This is a genomic window from Mycobacterium sp., from assembly GCF_965229105.1.
Lineage (GTDB): Bacteria > Actinomycetota > Actinomycetes > Mycobacteriales > Mycobacteriaceae > Mycobacterium.
The window spans coordinates 2,569,491-2,588,588 of sequence record NZ_OZ245858.1 but is presented as its reverse complement, the minus strand read 5'-3'; the positions used below and the strand labels follow the sequence as shown (position 1 = coordinate 2,588,588).

Here is a 19,098-nt window from a genome sequence, read left to right as displayed (position 1 = left end):
GTTTAGACCTCGATCGGCGGGTGCAGCCGCGCCGGGGTGTACTGCCGGTTTCTTCGCGCCGCCCAGGCCGAAGCCGCCAATGCCGCCGTCAGCACCCCGGTCAGCACCGCGATCGAGATCCACAGCCGCGAATCGATACCGCCGACGGTGAGCTGACGTAAACCGTTGACGGCGTACGTCATCGGGTCGAAGGGATGGATGATCTGGAACGGCTTGGCGGTGGTCTCCACCGGATAGATCCCACCCGCAGAGACCAGCTGGAACATCAGGAACGCCAGGGTCGCCACCCGGCCGACAGCGACGCCGAGCACCGCGTTGAACGCCTGAATCAGCGCCAGGAAACACCCGGCGACCAGCAGCAGGAACGCCACCGTCGCGATCGGGTATTTGGCGTGCAAACCGACGCCGAAGTGCACGACGGCGTACATCACCACGACCTGACACACGGCGACCAGGAGTGCGGGCCAATAGGATGCCAGTACCACCCGCAGCGCACCGAGCCCGTTGATGATGGGCCGGGATTGCAACGGCGTCAACAACATCCAGATGATGAGTGCGCCGATGAACAGCGCCAACGGCAGGAAGAACGGTGCGAATCCGGTACCGAAGGTGGCGGCCTGATTATGCGACACCAAATCCAGTGCCACGGGCGCAGCCAGCGTGCGCGCCACCTCGGTGCGCTGGGTAGGCGTCCAGGACGGTACTTGAGTGGACCCCTCACGTAGCTTGCCCGCAAGTTCCTGGCTCCCAGCCTGCAGCTGCTGGGTCCCGTCGGCGAGTTTGGTTGCTCCGCCGGCTAATTGGCGGCTGCCGTCGGTGAGCGCCACCAGCCCCGACGACAACCGCTGCGCACCTGAGTTGAGCTCGTCGACGCCGCTGCGCAGTTTGACGACATCCGCCCGTAGCCCACCGTTGAGCGCGGAGGTCAAGAAGGTGCGCAACTGGCTGTTGGGATCACCCAGCTCGGTCTCGAGCGAAGCGGCGCTATCGCGCAGCTTCACCAGCCCCTCGTCGGTGGCCGGGTTTATCCCTTGTGCATTGAGCAGGTTCTGCGCACCGCCGAGAAAGTCGCCCAGGTCGCGCACACTGGGATCTGGGTTGGCGCGCAACAGGTTCACCGCCTGGTCGACGATGGCCGCCGCTTGTTGCTGGTCGATGTTCAGCGCCGCGATCCGGTCGGTGGTCGAGCGCACCGCACCGCTGAGACGCTGCGCCGCCATCCCGACCTCGTTCGGATCGAGATTGAGATTGCCGACCCGATCCAGCACGTGCAGCAGTGGGTCGGTGGCCTTGTCGATGGACGTCGACAGTTGCCGCGTTCCCGCGGCAAGTTTCGCGCTGCCATCGCGCGCGACCGCCATGCTGGTGGCCAATGTGTTTGCCCCGGTGGCCAGCTGATGCGCTCCGGTGTTGGCCGTGGTGAGTCCGGTGGCCAGCTGATCGGCACCGTCGGCGGCCTTGACCAATCCGGCACCGGCATCGGTCAAACCGGTCAGTACGGTTCCGACGGTTTGTTCACCGATCTTGGCATTGACCTCGCTGAGCACCTCCCTGGCCGCGTTCTGCCCGATGATCGAGCCGAGATAGTTGTTGGCATCGTTGAACGTGAACCGCAGCGGCGCCTGCTTGGGTTGGCCGCCGGACGGTGAGGCGATATCAGCGCTGAATTCGGCGGGCAACGTGATGGAGAAGTAGTACTTGCCGCTCGCGACACCGGCAGCCGCGTCCGCAGCAGACACCTGATGCAAGTCCAGTTGCCCCGATTTCAGCAGGGCCTCGGCGACCTCGTCTCCTGCGCGTAAGGGCTTACCGTCGGCGACGGCGCCGGTGTCCTCGTTGACCAGCGCCACGGGCACCTTGTTGACCTCGGCGAACGGATTCCAGAACGCCCACAGGTACATGGCTCCGTAGAGCAGCGGCATCAAGATGATGGTTACCAGGGCGATCCGCGGTAACACGCCACGGGAGTACTTCTTGAGATCGGTGCCCAAGGACATTCCGGCAAGCACGGCTACTTGGCACCTTCCGTGTGACCCGCTTCAGCGCGGGAAGTATTCGCGACCGGCAGCTGCCGGACGTCGTGACCGACGATTTCGTTGACGGTTGCGGTGATGACGGTCTGTTGCCGGCCCAGGTCGACGAGGCGCTCGATGAGGAGCTCCCGGTTGAGATCACTGGTGACGAAGTCCAGGTGCCCGACCACCAGCAGCGGGGGCCGCGCTGTGTTGGCGAGTGCGATCCGCAGCAGTAGCCGATCCAGTTCACTGAGCTCCTCGAAATACTCCGTCAGCGACGGCAAGGGCAGTTCACCGAACACCGGGCCGCAGACCCGCGCGCGATCCGCCTCATCGGATCGCCTGACGAGGCGGTACCACGGCGCGTCCCAGCGGAGTTGTTCGGTGATCAGGTCACCCACCGTGACCGATTCGGCCACCGTGTCGAGTTCGTCGATACCGGCCAGGGCAGATGCGCCGAAGATGTCCTTCGCCCGGGTATGCCCGAAAACCGTCAGCTCACCATCGTCCGGCCGCATCCGCCCGGCCAGCGTCATCAATAGCGCGGTGCGCCCTGAACCACCAGGACATACCAACGCTGTGACTCCCCCAGCGTTGATGTCCAGATCGATGGGGCCGTAGATCGGACCCCACGGCCCCTTTACCCTGATTCCTCGCGCCGTGATCGCGGGGGTTGGTGGTCGATCCTCTGAACCGTCCGTCATCGGACAATCCCAGCACAGTCTTCGGCACAACACCGCCATTCACCGGCGGCGGTTGCGGAGGGCGTGGATAGTTCTCGACCAGCTTGTCGTATTCGGCGGTGCCCACGTCGACCGCGCTCTTTCCGATCAACCGGCCCAATTCGGTGTATGCACTGAACTGCGCCTCGTTGAACCACTGATCAGAGGTCGGGTCGTGCGGGAAGATCTCGTTGCCCTTCGCCGCAGCATAGGTGAGCAGCCAAGGTGGGCAGTCTTGCCAGAGCACCGCTTTTGCGACGATCAGCACACCGCGGCGGCGACTCTTGTCCAGGCCTGCCGCCTCCGGGTAGGTGATATCGGCGACCAGTACCGCCTGACGCGTCACGCGTTTGTTCAATGACGCGAGACCATCCGGCTCCGCGAACTGCTCGCCGGATCCTGGCGCGAGGTTCGCCAACGTGTAGGTCTCGTCCTCACCCTCACGAAAGGCGATCGTGACACCCAACTCACTCTCGGCCAGCCTGATGGCGTCGGCCAAACCCGTGACCAGCGGGGGCGTATCTCCGCTGGCGTCGACACAGTAGATCAACTGGCAGCGACGGCGCAGCGCTTCGACGAGCCCGAGATTCTCGTAGTGTCCGCCGTCGGTGACCTGCAGCAACCTACCGCCTTTCTTATGCAGTCCAAGCAGCTCCCGGTAGAAATATCCGTTACCTCGCATCGTGGGAAGGCCTTTCGGCCAGACCCTGACCGTGTCATCGGTGTTCACCGCAGACGTCGCGGTCCTGGCCGACTCCATGTCGGCGCGCAGGTTCGCGAGCTCCTTACCATCCGGCTTCGCGACGTCGTCGTCGAGCGAACCCACGAGCCGCCTGACAAAGAACGGATTGGGCAACCAGGTGCCGAGCCGCGCCCCAGAGACCGCGAGCAGCGTTGATGCCCAGGAACTTTGGCGTCCCATCGCTGAGGCGAAGGCGGCACCGCTGACCGCGACTGCGGCTTGCACTGTCAGGTCACGCCGCACCCGCGGCGGCGCAACTCGGATGAGTTCCGGCGTCTTGAGCCAACCGAGTTCTGGCCCTCCCACGTAATCTGCGGTCATCACGAAGGAAACGGCGTTGAGCCCTGGCGCGGGCTTCTCGTCACCGGATATCGGCGCTGCCGCCGCGAAGACGAATTGAGGCGCCGTCTTGTCCGGGCACGGAACACCCTTCTCATCAACGGTTTTGACTGTCCCGTAGGCGTCGAGCCAGGTCGCCTCGCTCCCCGCATACCGTTGGGCGCGCCATCGTGACATGCCGAGGATCTGTAGCCGACGCACCGCGAACGTGCGAGCCAATCTGCCCCGATAGAACGGATGCAAGCTCAGCGACGTGACATCGGCGACGCCGAGGAAGATCGCTACGCCACTCAGTACCGTGATCCAGATCAGCCAATGCGGCACCGCCGTTAGCAGCACGCCAGAAGAACCGATCACCGACCTGAAGACGTATGCGGCGACCGAGCCAAACACCAAGAGCCACAGAGCCGTCAATACCGTCAGCGTCAGCACCACCATGGCGTACTGGAAGATCGCGCGAGGTAAGCGCTGCGTCCACTTCACGCCGCCGTCTTTCTTGGGCACCGCAGACTTCTTGCGCCACACCATGGCACCGACCGACACGAGGTACTGCAAGCCGACCACCCCGGCGATACCGCCGACGTGGCCACCAACGCCGTAGGGCAAAAAATTGCCGCAGAGTTTCATCAGTTCCGGAACTGCCATGGTGATCGCCAGAGTGACCACCGCGAACAGGGCCGCGCCGTTGGCTGCGACGGTGAAGCGCTCGCGGAGCCACTCCCAGCCGCCGGCCACGCCCAGCCACTCCATCACCATGGCCAATGTTTGGAATGCCAAGGCACCGACGACGAAGACCACCACCGCCCACCAAGCCACCGCATTTCCCGTCAGAGACATCGAGTCCGCGCCTGCGTTGGACACGGCATCTGCCGATGCCGGCACAATGGCGGCAAGCGGCTGCCAGACGTAGAAGAGTCCGACCGCGAAGCCCAGTGCCACAGGGATCCAGAACAGTGCGACAAGTGAGGCGAGCAGATTCTTCAATACCTCACCGAGCGCGACCACCAGGCCGCTGGGTGAATCGGCGATATAGCTGGAATGCCTACGCAAATAGTCGAATTCGAGGGACCCCTGGCTGTATCGGTCCGATAATTTCAATGGCTTCCAAGGTTCGGCCTCAGATGACCCCCGCCGGGCCTTCTTCCTCTTCCAGCCAGGAGTGAGCGTGGGACTTTGATCCTCGGGCTGGGTGGTGAGCAGCCTTGCCCCAGCGGTGTATCCGCCGCCGGATACCGAGATGATGTAGTCGACGTTGTCCAGTAGGTTGCTCTCCTCCCGGTGTCCGTTCTCGGCGAATTCCTGGGTGGCACCCATCGCAACGCATGCGGACCGGACGCCACCGCCGGAAAGACAGATCGCGGTGGTCGGTTCGCCCCGCGTCATGCTTCGCTGCAGAACTTCGGCTGTCCCGGGCACTCGATAAGCCTTGGCCCAGCCGCCTTGTTCTCGCAGGACGAGGTCCAACTCTTCAGGAGCGAACTCCGGTGGGTCTGCTTTGGCGATGACAGACTCCCACCACGGTTTACCGGTCTGCGGGTCGCCAGTCTTCGCGAAGCGGAAACGGAAGCTGGTCCACAGCAGCCGCCCCACTACGAGAACGGCCGCGGGCACTGCCAGCACCGCGATGATTGCAGAGCACCACTTCACCGTTGCCGCCGCGCCCGCGGCATCCTGCAGCCACGTGCCAGCCTGCGCAGACCACAAAAAGCCATCCTCGGCCACGTCCGCGACCATCGTGACGAAAACCGCCACGAGAATGATCTTCGCCATCAACGTACCGAACCCGGAGATGGCGAGACTTCGAAACAGCCACCCGCAGAACAGGAGTGCGAGGCCATAGCAAGCGATGAAGGCCAGATCCCATAGCAGTTTGCGGTGATCGACGACACCCAAGGCGTCACCGAAGGTGAACCTGATCAGGCTCGTGTCGTACGCGAGTCTGCCCAGGGGTACTGCCCAGGCCGCCGCTACCAGAGCACCTGCGATGCACACGATGATCATCGCTTTACTGCAGCCAGTCCTGTTCGACGCCATCATGGCCCCCTTGCCATCGATTGAGCCGACGACTGCCCAGGCGCCAGCCCATCGAACGTATGGCGGCCCGGCCCGGTTACCGCGAGTAGTGCGCTACCTGTCCAGCACGAGCATCGCCACATGCAGTGACGTTCGCGATTCCGCGTCGTCAAGGTCGACGCCCACCAACCGCTGCAGGGCGGCAAGACGCGAATACAGCGTGGGACGGGACAGGTGGGTCCGCTTGGCGAGTTCAGTCTTGTTGCCGCCGACGTCGAGGAAGCTGCGCAACAGTTCGTAGGCTTGCACGCCGCGATCGCCGTGCTTGGCCCGATACTCGAGCAGACCGCGCAGCTCGGTCTCCGCGAACGCCTGCACCCGCGGATCGGACCGGATCAACCCGACGAGTCCGCGCAGTCGCACATCGGCCGCGCGGTAGAAGGACTTGTCCCCGACCGGCAGCGCTATCGCGACCTCTGCGACGTGTTCGGCCTCGGCCAGTCCACCGGCCGCGTCGACAAGGCGGCTTGACTCCGGCCCGACCCCGGTCACGCAGTCCGCGATGCCCTCGATGCGGGTGACCGCTCGGCGGATCGAGGTGCAGACCTCTGCAAGCACCGCGACGGGCAGACCAGCGCCCGCAGCCGTGCGCTGCGGCGCCAGCAGGAGGTCGATCTGACCGCCATCGGAGCCGGCGGCCAGGACGGTATGCCCGGCCGAACGTATCGCGTGTACAACGGCATCGAGTGTTCTGGCCCTGCGCTGTTGCACCAGCACCGCATCGACGCCGGTGCTTTCGGCCCACCGCACACAGGCCGGCACGTAGGTCAGGGCGGGACGCAACCCGAGGGCGTAGGCCCGGCTGGTGGCCTCGGCCTCGTCGCGGATCCGCCCCCGGCGCAGGTCCTCGACCAACCCACCCTGCGCCCGCAGTTCCAGCGAGGTGCGGTCCTGCTCAATCATGCGATGCAGTACCAGCGCCTGCGCCGCACGTTCCAGGGTGGTGCTCACCGCAGGGTCGCCGGGGCCAACGACATTCGGCGCCACCAGGCGGCCCCACTCCTGGCGGTAGGGGCCGACTGCGGTGACCGACCATGACCCGTCGCCAGAGGCCGGTGTCAGCCGTGACCGGCGATCCCAGTTCGCGAGCAGTTCGGCGGTCGGGACGCCGTGGCCGGCGAAAGCCAGCACCTGCCGGTTGAGGTCCTCCAATATTACTGGGGTGGAGAGGATTTCGGCCGCGGCCGCGACAATCTCGTCCAGCGACGCCCGGCTCATGCTCAGGTTGGTGAATGCCTCGTGCACGCGACGGGCGTAGTCGACCTCGGCGTACTGTTCGGCGACGATCCGGCGGTGCACCTCTTCGGTGACCTCGACGAAGCGCACCGGCCGGTGCAACGCGATCACCACCAGCGTCAGTCCACGGCCCGCATCGAGGACATCGGCCGGTATCGCATCGACATGCAGCCCAAGTTCGACGACGACCGCGACCGCACCGGCGGCCGCCAGCCGCGGTAGGTAATCCACCCGGTGTTCGCGGTCGGTCAGGGCGAGGCCGGTGGTCAGCACGAGCTCGCCACCTTCGAGCAGGTTCGACAGGTCAGCGAGGTCGCTGACGTGCACCCACCGCACCGGCTGGTCCAGCGCTCCCCGCGCCGTCGACCCGAGCACCACCTCAGGCTCGCCGGCGGTCACGACTGGCAGCGCCAGGATCTCCCGAATCGTCGGCTGCATTTACGTAGTGTAAAGGTTCTAGTCCGATCAGTTACAGAACGTCGGAGCCAATTGTTCCCCTATACCCCGAGAATCAAGGCATGACTTCCACCCGCGTTCGCACTATCAGCCACTGGGCCGACGGCAAGAAGTTCGCCGGCACCGGCGACCGCACCGCCCCTGTCACCAATCCCGCGACCGGTCAGGTCACCGGCGATGTGGCCCTGGCCGATGTCGAAGACGCCAGGACCGTGATCGACGCCGCCGCCGCCGCCTTCCCGGAGTGGCGTGACACCTCCCTGGCCAAGCGGACCACCGTGCTCTTCGCCTTCCGGGAACTGCTCAATGCGCGCAAGAACGAGCTGGCCGAGATCATCACCTCCGAGCACGGCAAGGTCGTCTCCGATGCCCTCGGTGAAGTCAGCCGCGGCCAGGAAGTGGTCGAATTCGCCTGCGGTATCGCACATCTACTCAAGGGCGGGATGACCGAGAACGCCTCGACAAACGTCGACGTGGCATCTATCCGGCAACCGCTCGGGCCGGTCGGCATCATCTCCCCGTTCAACTTCCCGGCCATGGTGCCGATGTGGTTCTTCCCGATCGCCATCGCCGCCGGTAACACCGTGGTGCTCAAACCGTCCGAGAAGGACCCGTCGGCCGCGCTGTGGATCGCCGAACTGTGGGCCGAGGCCGGCCTGCCCGCCGGCGTATTCAACGTGCTCCAGGGCGATAAGGTCGCCGTCGATGAACTGCTGACCAACCCGAAGATCCGGGCCATCTCGTTCGTCGGCTCCACCCCCATCGCGCAGTACGTCTACGAGACCGGGACCCGTCACGGCAAGCGTGTGCAGGCGCTCGGCGGGGCCAAGAACCACGCGATCGTCTTGCCCGACGCCGATCTGGACCTGGCCGCCGACGCGATGGTCAATGCCGGTTTCGGCTCCGCAGGCGAGCGCTGCATGGCCATCTCCGCGCTGGTGGCGGTCGGCCCGATCGCCGACGAGCTGGTCGCCAAGATCGCCGCCCGCACCACCCCGTTGAAGACCGGCGACGGCACCCGCAACAGCGATATGGGCCCCCTGGTCACCAAGGCTCATCGCGACAAGGTGGCCTCCTATATCGACGCAGGCGAAGCCGATGGGGCCACGATTGTGGTCGACGGACGGGATGTCACACCCGACGGCGAGGCCGATGGCTTCTGGCTCGGCCCGACCCTGATCGACAATGTCACCACCGACATGAGCGTCTACACCGACGAGATCTTCGGACCCGTGCTGTCGGTGGTGAGGGTCGACTCCTACGAAGAAGCGCTCAACCTGATCAATTCCAACCCGTACGGCAACGGCACCGCCATTTTCACCAATGACGGTGGCGCCGCGCGCAGGTTCCAGAACGAAGTCGAGGTCGGTATGGTCGGCATCAACGTGCCCATCCCGGTGCCGACCGCGTATTACAGCTTCGGCGGCTGGAAGAGCTCGCTGTTCGGCGACACCCACGCACACGGAACGGAAGGTGTGCACTTCTTCACCCGCGGCAAGGTTGTCACCACTCGCTGGCTGGACCCCAGCCACGGTGGGATCAACCTCGGCTTCCCCCAGAACAACTGAGTCAGGAGCTCCTATCCCATGACCACCACTGAATCTCACCTTCTGCCCAACGGCCAGGACGTCGAGAGCGCGATCGCCGAGGGCGCCCACGCCTACGAACTCGACCGCAAGCACGTCTTCCACTCCTGGTCGGCGCAGGCGCAGATCAAGCCGATGACGATCATCGCCGCCGACGGGCAGTACGTCTGGGACGGTGACGGCAACAAGCTGCTCGACTTCTCCGGGCAGTTGGTCTTCACCAACATCGGCCATCAGCATCCGAAAGTTGTTGCCGCCATTGCCGAACAGGCGGCCAAGCTGTGCACCATCGCACCCCAGCACGTCAACGCGGCCCGCTCGGAAGCGGCCCGGCTCATCGCCGAGCGCACCCCGGGTGACCTGAACCGGGTCTTCTTCACCAACGGTGGCGCCGACGCCGTCGAGCACGCGGTCCGGATGGCGCGGCTGCACACCGGTCGCTACAAGGTGCTCTCGCGCTACCGCTCCTATCACGGCGGCACCGACACCGCGGTCAACCTGACCGGCGACCCGCGGCGTTACCCCAACGATTACGCCAGCGGCGGCGTCGTGCACTTCAACGGCCCGTTCCTCTACCGCTCGTCGTTCTACGCCGAGAACGAACAGCAGGAGACCGAGCGCGCACTGGACTACCTGGAGCGGCTCATCCAGCACGAGGGTCCGGCGTCGTTCGCCGCGATCATCCTGGAGTCGATACCCGGCACCGCGGGCATCATGGTGCCGCCGCCGGGCTATATGGCCGGCGTGCGGGAGATCTGCGATAAGTACGGCATGGTGTTCATCGCTGATGAGGTGATGGCCGGGTTCGGCCGGACCGGTGAATGGTTCGCCATCCAGAACTTTGACGTCGTCCCCGACCTGATCACCTTCGCCAAGGGCGTCACCTCCGGTTACGTGCCGCTGGGCGGCGTCGCCATCAACGATGCGATCTATTCGACGTTCGCCGACCGCGCCTACCCGGGCGGCCTGACCTACTCCGGTCATCCCCTGGCGTGTGCTGCCGCCGTGGCGACCATCAATGCGATGGAAGACGAAGGCATGGTGGCCAACGCCAAGCGCATCGGCGAAGACGTGCTCGGCCCCGGTCTGCGCGAGCTGGCTGCCAAGCACCCATCGGTCGGTGAAACCCGTGGCCTCGGTGTCTTCCAGGCCATCGAGCTGGTCAAGGACCAGAAGACCCGTGAGCCGTTGGCGCCCTACGGCGGTAGCAGCCCCGCGATGAACGCCGTCATCGCCGCCTGCAAGTCCGGCGGCCTGCTGCCGTTCGCGAACTTCAACCGTATCCATGCGGTGCCGGCCTGCAATATCACCGACGCCGAAGTGGCCGAAGGCCTGGGCATCCTGGACGCTGCATTGACCGTCGCTGACGGTTACGTCGTCTAAAGCTGTTGGCCGAGTGTGGACTTCAGGCACGCTTCCGCATTGAGAAACGTCGCTGAAGTCCACACTCGCCCGCGACGGGATCGACCGGTCGGACCTGTTGTCCTGGTAGTCCTGGCTGCCATCAGCCAAGAACTCGGCGCCGCCCTGGCGGTCACGCTGTTCGACGCGTTGGGACCGCTGGGCATGGTGTTCGTCCGGCTGGCCGTGGCGGGACTGGTGCTCTGTGCCGTGATGCGCCCCCGGCTGCGTGGGCTGACCTCTCGGGCCTGGCTGTCTGCGGTCGCGCTGGCAGCGGCGTTGACGGTGATGAACACCTGTTTCTATCTCGCGCTGAACCGAATTCCACTTGGCGTTGCCGTGACGATCGAAGTACTGGGACCGCTTGTTCTCTCCGTGGTCGTCAGCCGCCGCGGGGTCGCATGGCTGTGGGCGGCGTTGGCCTTCGCGGGGGTCGCACTGCTGGGTCTGATGCAGCACCAGCTCGGCGGTATCGACGCGAAAGGTGTGGTGTTCGCTACCGGTGCCGGGGTGGCATGGGCGGCGTACATCCTTGCCTCGGCACGGGCCGGTGCGGAGCTCCCTCGGCTGGACGGGCTGGCCATCGCGACGGCGATCGGCGCCATCGCCATCGCGCCCTTTGCGGTGACATCGCTGGACACCTTCGCCGCGCTGCACTGGCATGTCGTCGGCCTCGGCCTGGCCGTCGGTCTGATGTCCTCGGTCATTCCCTACTCGCTGGAACTGCTTTCGCTGAGACGACTTTCGGCAGGGACGTTTGCGATCCTCACCTCGATCTCACCGGTGACAGCGGCGATAGCCGGCTGGCTGGTGCTCGGGCAGCAGTTGGGTGCGCTGGGCTATCTGGCTATTGCCCTGGTGTCGGTGGCCTGCATTGGGGCGGTCCGATCGGCCCGCGGGCTCAGCGGATCCGTGAGTTAGCCGGATCGTAGATACCCTTGAGCGACACCGTGATCGGAAACAGCTCGCCCCCGACGTTGACCTGGTAGCGGCCGGCCTTGACCCAATCTGCAGTGACGGGCGCAGCATCGGCGGACCGCACATACGCCAGGCCCACACATGCTCCCGTCGTCTCGCCCCAGGCCGCCGAGCTGACCTGTCCGGCCGCGACCCCGTCGCGCAGGACCAGTTCACCACCCCACAACATGGCAGCTGGATCGTCGACCGCGAAGCTGACCAGTCTGCGCCGCGGCCCTGCCGCCTTCGCCTGCTCGACGGCCGCGCGGCCCAGAAAATCGATATCGGTTGTGAGCTTGCAGGCGAACAGCAGACCCGCCTCGACCGGGCTGTCGTTGGGGGTCAACTCACGACCGAACGCGCGGTAGCCCTTCTCCAATCGCAGCGATTCGATCGCGTAATAGCCGCCGCGCACCACCCCGAACTCTGCCCCCGCCGACATCAGGTCCTCATACACCCCGACCGCGAACTCAGTGGGAACATAGATCTCCCAACCCAATTCGCCCACATAGGTGATCCGGGTCGCCCGAACGGTCGCATAGCCCAGTGAGATCTGCCTGCTGGCCCCGAACGGGAACGCCTCATCAGATAGGTCAGCGTCGCTCAAGGCGGCCAACAGCTCACGAGAGCGTGGACCCATCACACCGAACACCGCCAACGACGATGTCACGTCGACCAGCGTCGCGCGTGCACCGTCGGGCAGGTTCGTCCGGATGTGGTCCTTATCGCGTTCGGTGGTGGCCGCGCTGCTGACGATCAGGAACTCGTCGCGCGCGGTGCGGGTGATCGTCACATCCGACTCGTAGGTGCCACCGGCGTTCAACATGCCGGTGTACACCGTGGTGCCGATGTCCACCGCCACATCGGCGGTGCACAGCCACTGCAGCGCGGCTTCGGCGTCCTCGCCGACGAGGAGATATTTGGAGAACGACGTCTGGTCGAAGACGGTGACGCCGGTGCGGGTGGCGGTCTGCTCGGCGGCCGACCACGGCAACCAGTTCGGCTTACCCCAGGAGTATTCGATGATCGGCGCGGCGGCGGGCGGGGCGAAGAAGTTCGCGCGTTCCCACCCCATCCGACTGCCGAAATTGGCGTTCGCGTCCACCAGGAGGTGGTGGACCGGCGAGCGACGGAACGGCCGCGCGGTCGTCATTTCCCGGTTCGGCCAAGGGATCTCATAATGCAGGCCGAGGATTTCGGCGACCCGGTCATGCAACCAGGTGACGTTACCGTTGAAGGGCGCGAAACGACGGATGTCGACGCTGGTGAGATCACTGGTGGGCGAACCGTTGACGATCCACTCCGCCAGGGCGCGGCCCGCGCCGCCTGCCGAGGCGATACCGACTGAGTTGAAGCCCGCGGCCACAAAGAAATTCCTCAGTCCCGGCGCCTCGCCCAAGATGAACTGGTTATCGGGAGTGAAACTCTCCGGCCCGTTGTAGAACTTCTTGATTCCGGTTTCTTCCAGCGCCGGAATCCGCAACATCGCGTTGTCCATCAGGATCTGGAAATGGTCCCAGTCCTCGTCCAGCAGCTGAAATTCGAACGGGTAGGGAATGTTGTTCGGCGACACCCAGGGCTTGGCTTCGGGTTCAAAACCGCCGACGACCAGGCCGCCGACCTCTTCTTTGAAATAGGTGTAGCCGTCGGGATCGCGCAGGATCGGCATGTCAGGGTGGACACCCGGGATGGTTTCGCTGACGACATAGAAGTGTTCGGCCGAATGCAACGGCACATTGACCCCGGCCATCAGCCCGATCTGCAGCGCCCACTGGCCCGCGCAGTTGACGACGATGTCCGCCTCGATGTCACCGGCATCCGTGCGGACCCCGGTGACGTGCCCGTCGGCGATCAGGATGTCGATGACTCTGGTGTGCTCGATGACGCGCGCACCGCGCTGCCGTGCGCCCTTGGCCAGGGCACCGGTCAGGTCGGTCGGGTTGGCTTTGCCGTCGGCGGGCAGCCAGATGGCCCCGACGAGATCGTCGACGCGCATCACCGGATAACGCTCGAAGGCCTGCGCAGGAGTCAGCAGCTCGCACTCGAGGTCGTAGGCGGCGGCGTTGGCGGCGGTCCGGCGCAGTTGCACCATCCGGTCTTCGGATCGGGCAACCGTGACACCGCCGCACTGTTTGTAGCCGGCGGACAGACCCGTCTCGGCTTCCAGTTCGGCGTAGAGCTCGGTTGAATACTGAACGAGGCGGGTCCCGCTTTCGGATGCGCGTAACTGTCCGACCAGCCCGGCCGCGTGCCAGGTCGTTCCCGACGACAGCTGGCCCTGCTCGATGAGCACGACATCGGTGTGGCCGAGCTTCGTCAGGTGATAGGCGACGCTGGTTCCGATGACGCCGCCGCCGACGACGACGACCTGCGCCCGGTCAGGTAAAGGTATCGAAGCCACGGGGCGGGCATCCTTTCACTTCAGTCATCGGCCGACGCCTCGTCGAGCAATCGGCTGAACTCAGGGCGGCCGAACTCGGCCACCGCATTGTCGTAACGCTCCATCGCCCATTCCCAGAAGTCGAATTCCAGTGGACTGGAGCCATTCTGGATACATCCCCACAGCGTCCAGCCGTACTGGGAAACGGTGCCCTGCAGCCGGGCCCGTGCGAGCTTATGCCGCAGTGGCCGTCCGTAGTAGACACTGACCAGTTCTTCGAGTCCGTCGACCGAAAGCCGGCATTCGCGCCAGATATTGCCCAGCTCGAAACAGGGGTCGTTGTTACCGGAGTACTCGTAGTCGATCAGCCAGATCTTGTCGCCATCCTCGACGAAGTTCGCGGCCAGCAGATCGTTGTTGCACGGGACGGTCGGCTCGGCAGTGGCCGCCAGTACCTGTCGAATCCTGTCGAACTGGTCCGCGAAGTCGAGGTAGGAATCCGGGATTCGGAACCCGTTATCCAGCACCACCTTCAAATAGGCGGGCTGCTGGGCGAACATATCGAACTCACCGCGAAAGCGGGGTCCGTCGTGCAGCGCGCGGCAGGCCTTGGCCACCTTGGCGATCACTCCAGGCCGGGCGAAATCGTCATTGGTCAACGTGGCGCCATTGAGGTAGCCAAGCAGCAGGATGCCCAGGTCTGGGCGATAGTCGTACACCGGCGCGCCAACCCCGGCCAGTTCGGCGGCCTTGGTGTTGTAGTACTCCTGGTCCCGGTCGATTCCCAACAGATTGGCCGGATCCACGCAACGAGCGACGTACACCCCGGTCTCGGTGGTGACCTTGACGTTGCGGTTCGTCAAACCGCCGGCGAGATCCTCGACCCGCCGCGGTCGTCCGGCCAACAGCGGCAGCTGCTCCAACAATGCGTCCAGCGCAGCATCGCTGAGCGAGAACGACATGGTCAGTAACGCTAGTGGCATAGCCCCACAAGCGGGGACCAATGAGCGGGCCGGCTTATGCCATCGACATGCCGCGCGCAACCTTGACAATCCCCGGCGGCACCGTCATCCTCGTGGCCGGACACCCGCAGGTCAGCAGGCCTGCCTACACGGTGTCACGCACAGGGTAATTTCAAAATCGGAAATGACATTTCCGCAGATCAGCTGTGGTTTGTTGCTGCGGCCGAGTGCGATTGGGTGCGCTCTCAGATTCGGGGAGTAACGTCATTCTCACCCGTACCGTCAGGACGGACCAGGAGGTAACGATGCCGTCCAACGAGCGGACACGCACTGTCATGCACCCATTTGGCGACGGCTCTCCGTCGGTGTCGGGGCTCTGATGGCGGCACGTTCCACCAACGGGACTCCAGCCAGCGACACCGATCCCGCGGTACTCGCGGCCGAGGCCGACGCCGCTGAGGCCGACGCCGCCGAAGCGGAGGCCCTGGCCGCCGCCACCGCCGCCCGCGCCAAGGCGGCCCGCCTACGCCAACAAGCTGAAGAATCCCGGGCAGCTCTGATCGAGCGTGAGGCCGCCGAACGAGCGGCTGCCGCTGCTGACACGGCCGACACCGTCGTCGATACCGACGAGGGCGACGCACCGGACGCTGCTTCCGAAAAGGCTGCTTCCGAAGAAGCTGTCACCGAAGACGACCCCGAAGCGCCTGTCGATTTCCCGGCCGAACGCACACGCACATGGGTGCCAGGGTGGAAGCCCGTCGCGGTCGGTGTCGCCGTCATCGCGCTGGTGGCCTTCCTCGTGCTGAGCGGCCTGATGATCTGGAGCCATCGCAACGCCGTGCAACGTGAGGATCGCGCAAACGCGTTCGCCACCGGTGCCAGGCAGGGCGTCGTCAACCTGATGTCGCTGAACTTCAACAACGGCCAGGCTGATCTGCAGCGCGTCCTGGACAGCACCACCGGCTCGTTTCACGACGACTTCCAGAAAAGCCAGCAGGACTTCCTCACCGTGATGAAGGATTCCAAGGTCGTGACCTCCACAGCCGTCACGGCCACCGCCGTAGAGTCCATGACCGATGACTCAGCCGTGGTGTTGCTGACCGCAACATCGCAGGTCGCCAACAACGCCAGCCAGCAGCCCAGCCCACGGAACTGGCGACTGTCGGTGACTGTGATCAAAGAGAACGACCAGATCAAGATGTCGAAAGTCGAGTTTGTCCCGTGAGCACTGATGGCGATAAGAACGATGGCGGGGATGCACCTGCCGATACCACCAGCGACACAACGACGTCCGCCGCCGCGCTGACGGAACCTGCGCTGACAGAACCTGGCGAGGTTTCCGACGAGTCCGAGGTTTCCGACGAGTCCGAGGTTTCCGACGAGTCCGAGGCAGTCGAAGAGCCCGCAGAGTCAGATCCGGAGACGGTATCCGCCGCTGCACCGCGGAAGCGGTTCGCCCGCAGCGACGGCAGGCGGCCCTACGCTTTGGTCGGCGCCATCGTGCTCGCGGTAGCCCTGGTCGCGTCTGCCGGCCTGACCGCTTGGCTCTACTTCTTTCAGTTTCGGCCTGATCAGCAAGTCGGACCAAGCGCTCAGCAGTCCGCGGTCGCCGCAGCGCGCGACGGCACGGTTGCGGTGTTGTCGTATGGACCCGAATCTCTCGACAAGGATCTCGCCAACGCAAAATCCCGCCTGACCGGTCAATTCCTCAGCTATTACAGCGATTTCACCGATCAGGTGGTGCGCCCGGCGGTGCAGCAGAAGCAGGTCAAGACCGACGCCAAAGTGGTGCAGGCAGCCGTCTCGGAGATACAGCCCAATTCAGCGACGGTCCTGGTGTTCGTGAATCAGACGACCCTGAGCAAGGACCGCCCCGACCCGGCAATGGCCGCCAGCAGCGTGCTGGTGAAGATGACGAAGGTCGACGGCAACTGGCTGATCTCGGAGTTCAATCCGGTCTGAGGACGGTTCGCGGGCGGGCGGCCGACTCGATGATCGCCCGCACGGACCGGCGGCAGCGCCCGCATTCCGAGCCCGCACCGCACATCGTGGCCACCTCGTTCGAGGTCGACGCGCCGGCGGCGACGGCGTCAGCGACGGTATGACTGGTCACGCCGACGCACAGGCAGACATACATCGGCGCAGCTCTACTCCGCTCCGGCGATGCGGACCATGCGATCGAATTCACCGATGAAAAGCGGTGGGTACACCCCCACGCCTGAGTGCGTCATCCATTCGGTCGCCACGTCCGGATAATCCATCCAGCGGCGGGCACTGTCCTCGTCGTCGACCTCCTGCAGGATCAGGACCTCCCGCGAGTCGTCCAACGCCTGGAACACCCACAGCTTTCTGATCCCGAATGATTTGAACCGATCCGCCGCTACCCGCAGCTGTGCGGTCAGGATCGCCACATCATCGACCGAGACAATTCCCGCCACCACAACACCGGGTGCCAGCGGCGCCTCGGACGGTTCGGTCAGATCGAACCGTTCGACGATCTCGCCGGCGAAGACTGCCGGAATATCTTCGACACCAACGGAATCGAACCAATCCATCAGAAGGCCCGAGCGCATCAGATTGACGATCGGCTCCCGGCTGTGCACGCCGGTCATCACCAGCACGCGGCCGTATTCATGAATCGATCGGTAAACCAGAACATGATGCGCACCCATCTCTGCGAGAGCAGCTGTCCGCTTCTCCAGGAGCGGGCCCACCCGTGACGGATCCGGAATGCGGTAGTCGAACGCGATCACCAGGGAGTGTTGGTAAACGTCGGACACGCTCACCGCAACTGGTCTTTCATCACCTTGCCCGTTGCGTTCAGCGGTAAGGCCTCGAGGATCACCAGGGAGCGCGGCACTTTGAACCCGGCCATCCGCTGTTTACTCCAGGCGATCAGATCCGTCTCTGTGACAACGGATTCCGAGTTCTGCTTCAATACCAAGAAGGCCTTGCCCACTTGCCCAAGTCGCTCGTCGGGCACACCGATCACCGCGGCCTGCGCGACGGCCGGGTGTTCCATCAGGAAGCCCTCGATCTCGGCCGGGTAGGCGTTGAATCCACCGACGATGTACATGTCCTTCTTGCGACCGACGATCCGCACCCGGCCGTCACCGTCGATCGTGGCCAGATCACCGGTGTGCAGCCAACCGTCGATGTCAATCGCCTCGGCGGTCGCCACGGGATCGTCGAGATACCCCTTCATCACGTTGTAGCCCCGAACCAAGAGCTCACCGTCGTCGGCGACGCGCAATTCCATCCCCTCACAGGCCACCCCGACGGTGGTCGCGATGTCCTCGAAGGAGTCGCCCGGGCGCGAGGCGGTGACAGTTCCGCCCTCGGTCAGTCCGTAGCCTGTCATGATCGACCGGAAAGGCAGCTCACTGCGCACGCGACGGATGAGTTCGACCGGGATATCAGCGGATCCGGTGACTGCCGCGCGCAGGCTCGACAACCGGTCTTTATCCGGCACTTCGAGCAGCGAGTGATACAGGGTCGGCGGTCCTGGGAGCATGGTGACATTCTCGCGCTCGATCAGGTCGACCACCCTGTCGATATCGAAAACCGGTACCGGTAATACCGTCGCGCCGCGGATCATCGCCGCTATACAACCCGCCTTCCACCCGAAGGTGTGGAAAAAGGGGTTCACGATCAGATAGCGGTCGGCCTCGCGCAGGTCGGCCAGATCGCACCACTCGCTATAGAGCCGAAGCGTCTGCTGGTGGGTCATCATGACGCCCTTGGGGCGTCCCGTGGTTCCCGACGTGTAGACGATATCGGCAACATCTGCGCCGCTCAGAGCATCGGCGTTCAACTCGAAGGGCGGGCCGCTGGCGAGGAACTCAGACTCCAGGTCGATCACCGGCACCCCCGGCGGGGTGTCGTAATCCATTCCGAGAAAGCCCTTTTGGATCAGCACGGCTTTGGCCCCGCTGCGGGTGATGATATCGGCGGCCTCTTCGGCCCGATACCTGGTGTTCACCGGCACCAGCACACCGCCTGCGGCCATCAGACCGAAGGCCGCGATCATCCACCGATAGGAGTTCGGGGCCCAGATCGCGACGCGGTCGCCTTTGCCGATCCCGAACTCGGCGAACGCCCCGGCAGCACAGCGGATCCGATCGGCAAACTGCCTGAACGTCAGTCGCGTCGACCCGTCGACGACCGCTTCGGAATCACCGAAGCGGTCGCCGACGCTCAAGACCATTTCCGGGATGGTCTGCCATTGA

15 protein-coding genes are annotated in these 19,098 nt (G+C 64.7%); 6 read left to right on the top strand and 9 right to left on the bottom strand.

Annotation, left to right across the window (positions count from 1 at the left end; translation table 11 throughout):
• Positions 1-2 precede the first annotated feature (2 nt).
• The 4 genes from ADBZ9O_RS12410 to ADBZ9O_RS12395 form a co-directional block, all read right to left on the bottom strand.
• Positions 3-1,997, bottom strand: coding sequence for a YhgE/Pip family protein (locus ADBZ9O_RS12410; RefSeq protein WP_526533108.1), 1,995 nt, complete (start codon positions 1,995-1,997; stop codon positions 3-5).
• Positions 1,998-2,011: 14 nt separating this feature from the next.
• The gene (locus ADBZ9O_RS12405) at positions 2,012-2,614 is read right to left on the bottom strand and encodes a hypothetical protein (protein WP_526533106.1); all 603 of its coding nucleotides are present in this window, start codon (positions 2,612-2,614) and stop codon (positions 2,012-2,014) included.
• Positions 2,514-5,819, bottom strand: a complete 3,306-nt coding sequence (locus ADBZ9O_RS12400; RefSeq protein ID WP_526531582.1) for a hypothetical protein — start codon at positions 5,817-5,819, stop codon at positions 2,514-2,516. The genes ADBZ9O_RS12405 and ADBZ9O_RS12400 overlap by 101 nt, the downstream gene beginning before the upstream one ends.
• Positions 5,820-5,945: 126 nt before the next feature.
• On the bottom strand, positions 5,946-7,565 hold the full coding sequence (locus ADBZ9O_RS12395) for a PucR family transcriptional regulator (RefSeq protein ID WP_526531580.1): 1,620 nt from the start codon (positions 7,563-7,565) through the stop codon (positions 5,946-5,948).
• 80 nt (positions 7,566-7,645) lie between these two features.
• Between ADBZ9O_RS12395 and ADBZ9O_RS12390 the strand changes: the two genes are divergently transcribed.
• Genes ADBZ9O_RS12390 through ADBZ9O_RS12380 form a run of 3 tightly spaced genes read left to right on the top strand, consistent with a single transcriptional unit; the run spans position 7,646 to position 11,491 of the window.
• Positions 7,646-9,151: a CoA-acylating methylmalonate-semialdehyde dehydrogenase gene (locus tag ADBZ9O_RS12390; protein ID WP_526531578.1), complete on the top strand. Its 1,506-nt coding sequence runs from the start codon at positions 7,646-7,648 to the stop codon at positions 9,149-9,151.
• An 18-nt stretch (positions 9,152-9,169) separates the two neighbouring features.
• Positions 9,170-10,552, top strand: a complete 1,383-nt coding sequence (locus tag ADBZ9O_RS12385; RefSeq protein ID WP_526531576.1) for an aminotransferase family protein — start codon at positions 9,170-9,172, stop codon at positions 10,550-10,552.
• A gap of 39 nt (positions 10,553-10,591) precedes the next feature.
• Positions 10,592-11,491, top strand: coding sequence for an EamA family transporter (locus tag ADBZ9O_RS12380; RefSeq protein ID WP_526531574.1), 900 nt, complete (start codon positions 10,592-10,594; stop codon positions 11,489-11,491).
• On the opposite strand, the gene ADBZ9O_RS12375 is transcribed toward ADBZ9O_RS12380, so the two are convergent.
• Positions 11,472-13,928 carry an FAD-dependent oxidoreductase gene (locus tag ADBZ9O_RS12375; RefSeq protein ID WP_526531572.1) on the bottom strand — a complete coding sequence of 819 codons (2,457 nt, stop codon included), beginning with the start codon at positions 13,926-13,928 and terminating at the stop codon, positions 11,472-11,474. The two genes, ADBZ9O_RS12380 and ADBZ9O_RS12375, sit on opposite strands and share 20 nt — an antisense overlap.
• 20 nt (positions 13,929-13,948) lie before the next feature.
• Complete coding sequence (locus ADBZ9O_RS12370; RefSeq protein WP_526531570.1) at positions 13,949-14,869, bottom strand: phosphotransferase; 921 nt, start codon at positions 14,867-14,869, stop codon at positions 13,949-13,951.
• 41 nt (positions 14,870-14,910) lie between these two features.
• On the opposite strand from ADBZ9O_RS12370, the gene ADBZ9O_RS12365 reads away from it, so the two are divergent.
• From ADBZ9O_RS12365 to ADBZ9O_RS12355, 3 genes are all read left to right on the top strand, one after another.
• Positions 14,911-15,039: a hypothetical protein gene (locus ADBZ9O_RS12365; protein ID WP_526531568.1), complete on the top strand. Its 129-nt coding sequence runs from the start codon at positions 14,911-14,913 to the stop codon at positions 15,037-15,039.
• 209 nt (positions 15,040-15,248) lie between these two features.
• Complete coding sequence (locus tag ADBZ9O_RS12360) at positions 15,249-16,094, top strand: Rv1363c family protein (RefSeq protein WP_526531566.1); 846 nt, start codon at positions 15,249-15,251, stop codon at positions 16,092-16,094.
• Positions 16,091-16,831 (top strand): Rv1363c family protein, encoded by a 741-nt coding sequence (locus ADBZ9O_RS12355; RefSeq protein ID WP_526531564.1) that lies wholly within the window; start codon positions 16,091-16,093, stop codon positions 16,829-16,831. Before ADBZ9O_RS12360 ends, ADBZ9O_RS12355 begins: the two co-directional genes overlap by 4 nt.
• Here the strand turns inward: ADBZ9O_RS12355 and ADBZ9O_RS12350 are convergent.
• The 3 genes from ADBZ9O_RS12350 to ADBZ9O_RS12340 are packed head-to-tail and all read right to left on the bottom strand — an operon-like array spanning position 16,818 to position 19,076.
• Positions 16,818-17,006: a (2Fe-2S)-binding protein gene (locus ADBZ9O_RS12350; RefSeq protein WP_526531562.1), complete on the bottom strand. Its 189-nt coding sequence runs from the start codon at positions 17,004-17,006 to the stop codon at positions 16,818-16,820. The genes ADBZ9O_RS12355 and ADBZ9O_RS12350 overlap by 14 nt on opposite strands.
• A 10-nt stretch (positions 17,007-17,016) precedes the next feature.
• Positions 17,017-17,655 carry a fatty-acid--CoA ligase gene (locus tag ADBZ9O_RS12345; RefSeq protein WP_526531560.1) on the bottom strand — a complete coding sequence of 213 codons (639 nt, stop codon included), beginning with the start codon at positions 17,653-17,655 and terminating at the stop codon, positions 17,017-17,019.
• Positions 17,652-19,076: a FadD3 family acyl-CoA ligase gene (locus tag ADBZ9O_RS12340; protein ID WP_526531558.1), complete on the bottom strand. Its 1,425-nt coding sequence runs from the start codon at positions 19,074-19,076 to the stop codon at positions 17,652-17,654. The genes ADBZ9O_RS12345 and ADBZ9O_RS12340 overlap by 4 nt, the downstream gene beginning before the upstream one ends.
• Positions 19,077-19,098: the final 22 nt, after the last annotated feature.

Coding starts and splice junctions, on each gene's coding strand:
- ADBZ9O_RS12350 (WP_526531562.1), bottom strand. CDS start 17,006: ATGTATGTCTGCCTGTGCGTCGGCGTGACCAGTCATACCGTCGCTGAC.
- ADBZ9O_RS12340 (WP_526531558.1), bottom strand. CDS start 19,076: ATGGTCTTGAGCGTCGGCGACCGCTTCGGTGATTCCGAAGCGGTCGTC.
- ADBZ9O_RS12365 (WP_526531568.1), top strand. CDS start 14,911: ATGAGCGGGCCGGCTTATGCCATCGACATGCCGCGCGCAACCTTGACA.
- ADBZ9O_RS12395 (WP_526531580.1), bottom strand. CDS start 7,565: ATGCAGCCGACGATTCGGGAGATCCTGGCGCTGCCAGTCGTGACCGCC.
- ADBZ9O_RS12360 (WP_526531566.1), top strand. CDS start 15,249: ATGGCGGCACGTTCCACCAACGGGACTCCAGCCAGCGACACCGATCCC.
- ADBZ9O_RS12385 (WP_526531576.1), top strand. CDS start 9,170: ATGACCACCACTGAATCTCACCTTCTGCCCAACGGCCAGGACGTCGAG.
- ADBZ9O_RS12410 (WP_526533108.1), bottom strand. CDS start 1,997: ATGTCCTTGGGCACCGATCTCAAGAAGTACTCCCGTGGCGTGTTACCG.
- ADBZ9O_RS12370 (WP_526531570.1), bottom strand. CDS start 14,869: ATGTCGTTCTCGCTCAGCGATGCTGCGCTGGACGCATTGTTGGAGCAG.
- ADBZ9O_RS12390 (WP_526531578.1), top strand. CDS start 7,646: ATGACTTCCACCCGCGTTCGCACTATCAGCCACTGGGCCGACGGCAAG.
- ADBZ9O_RS12400 (WP_526531582.1), bottom strand. CDS start 5,819: ATGATCATCGTGTGCATCGCAGGTGCTCTGGTAGCGGCGGCCTGGGCA.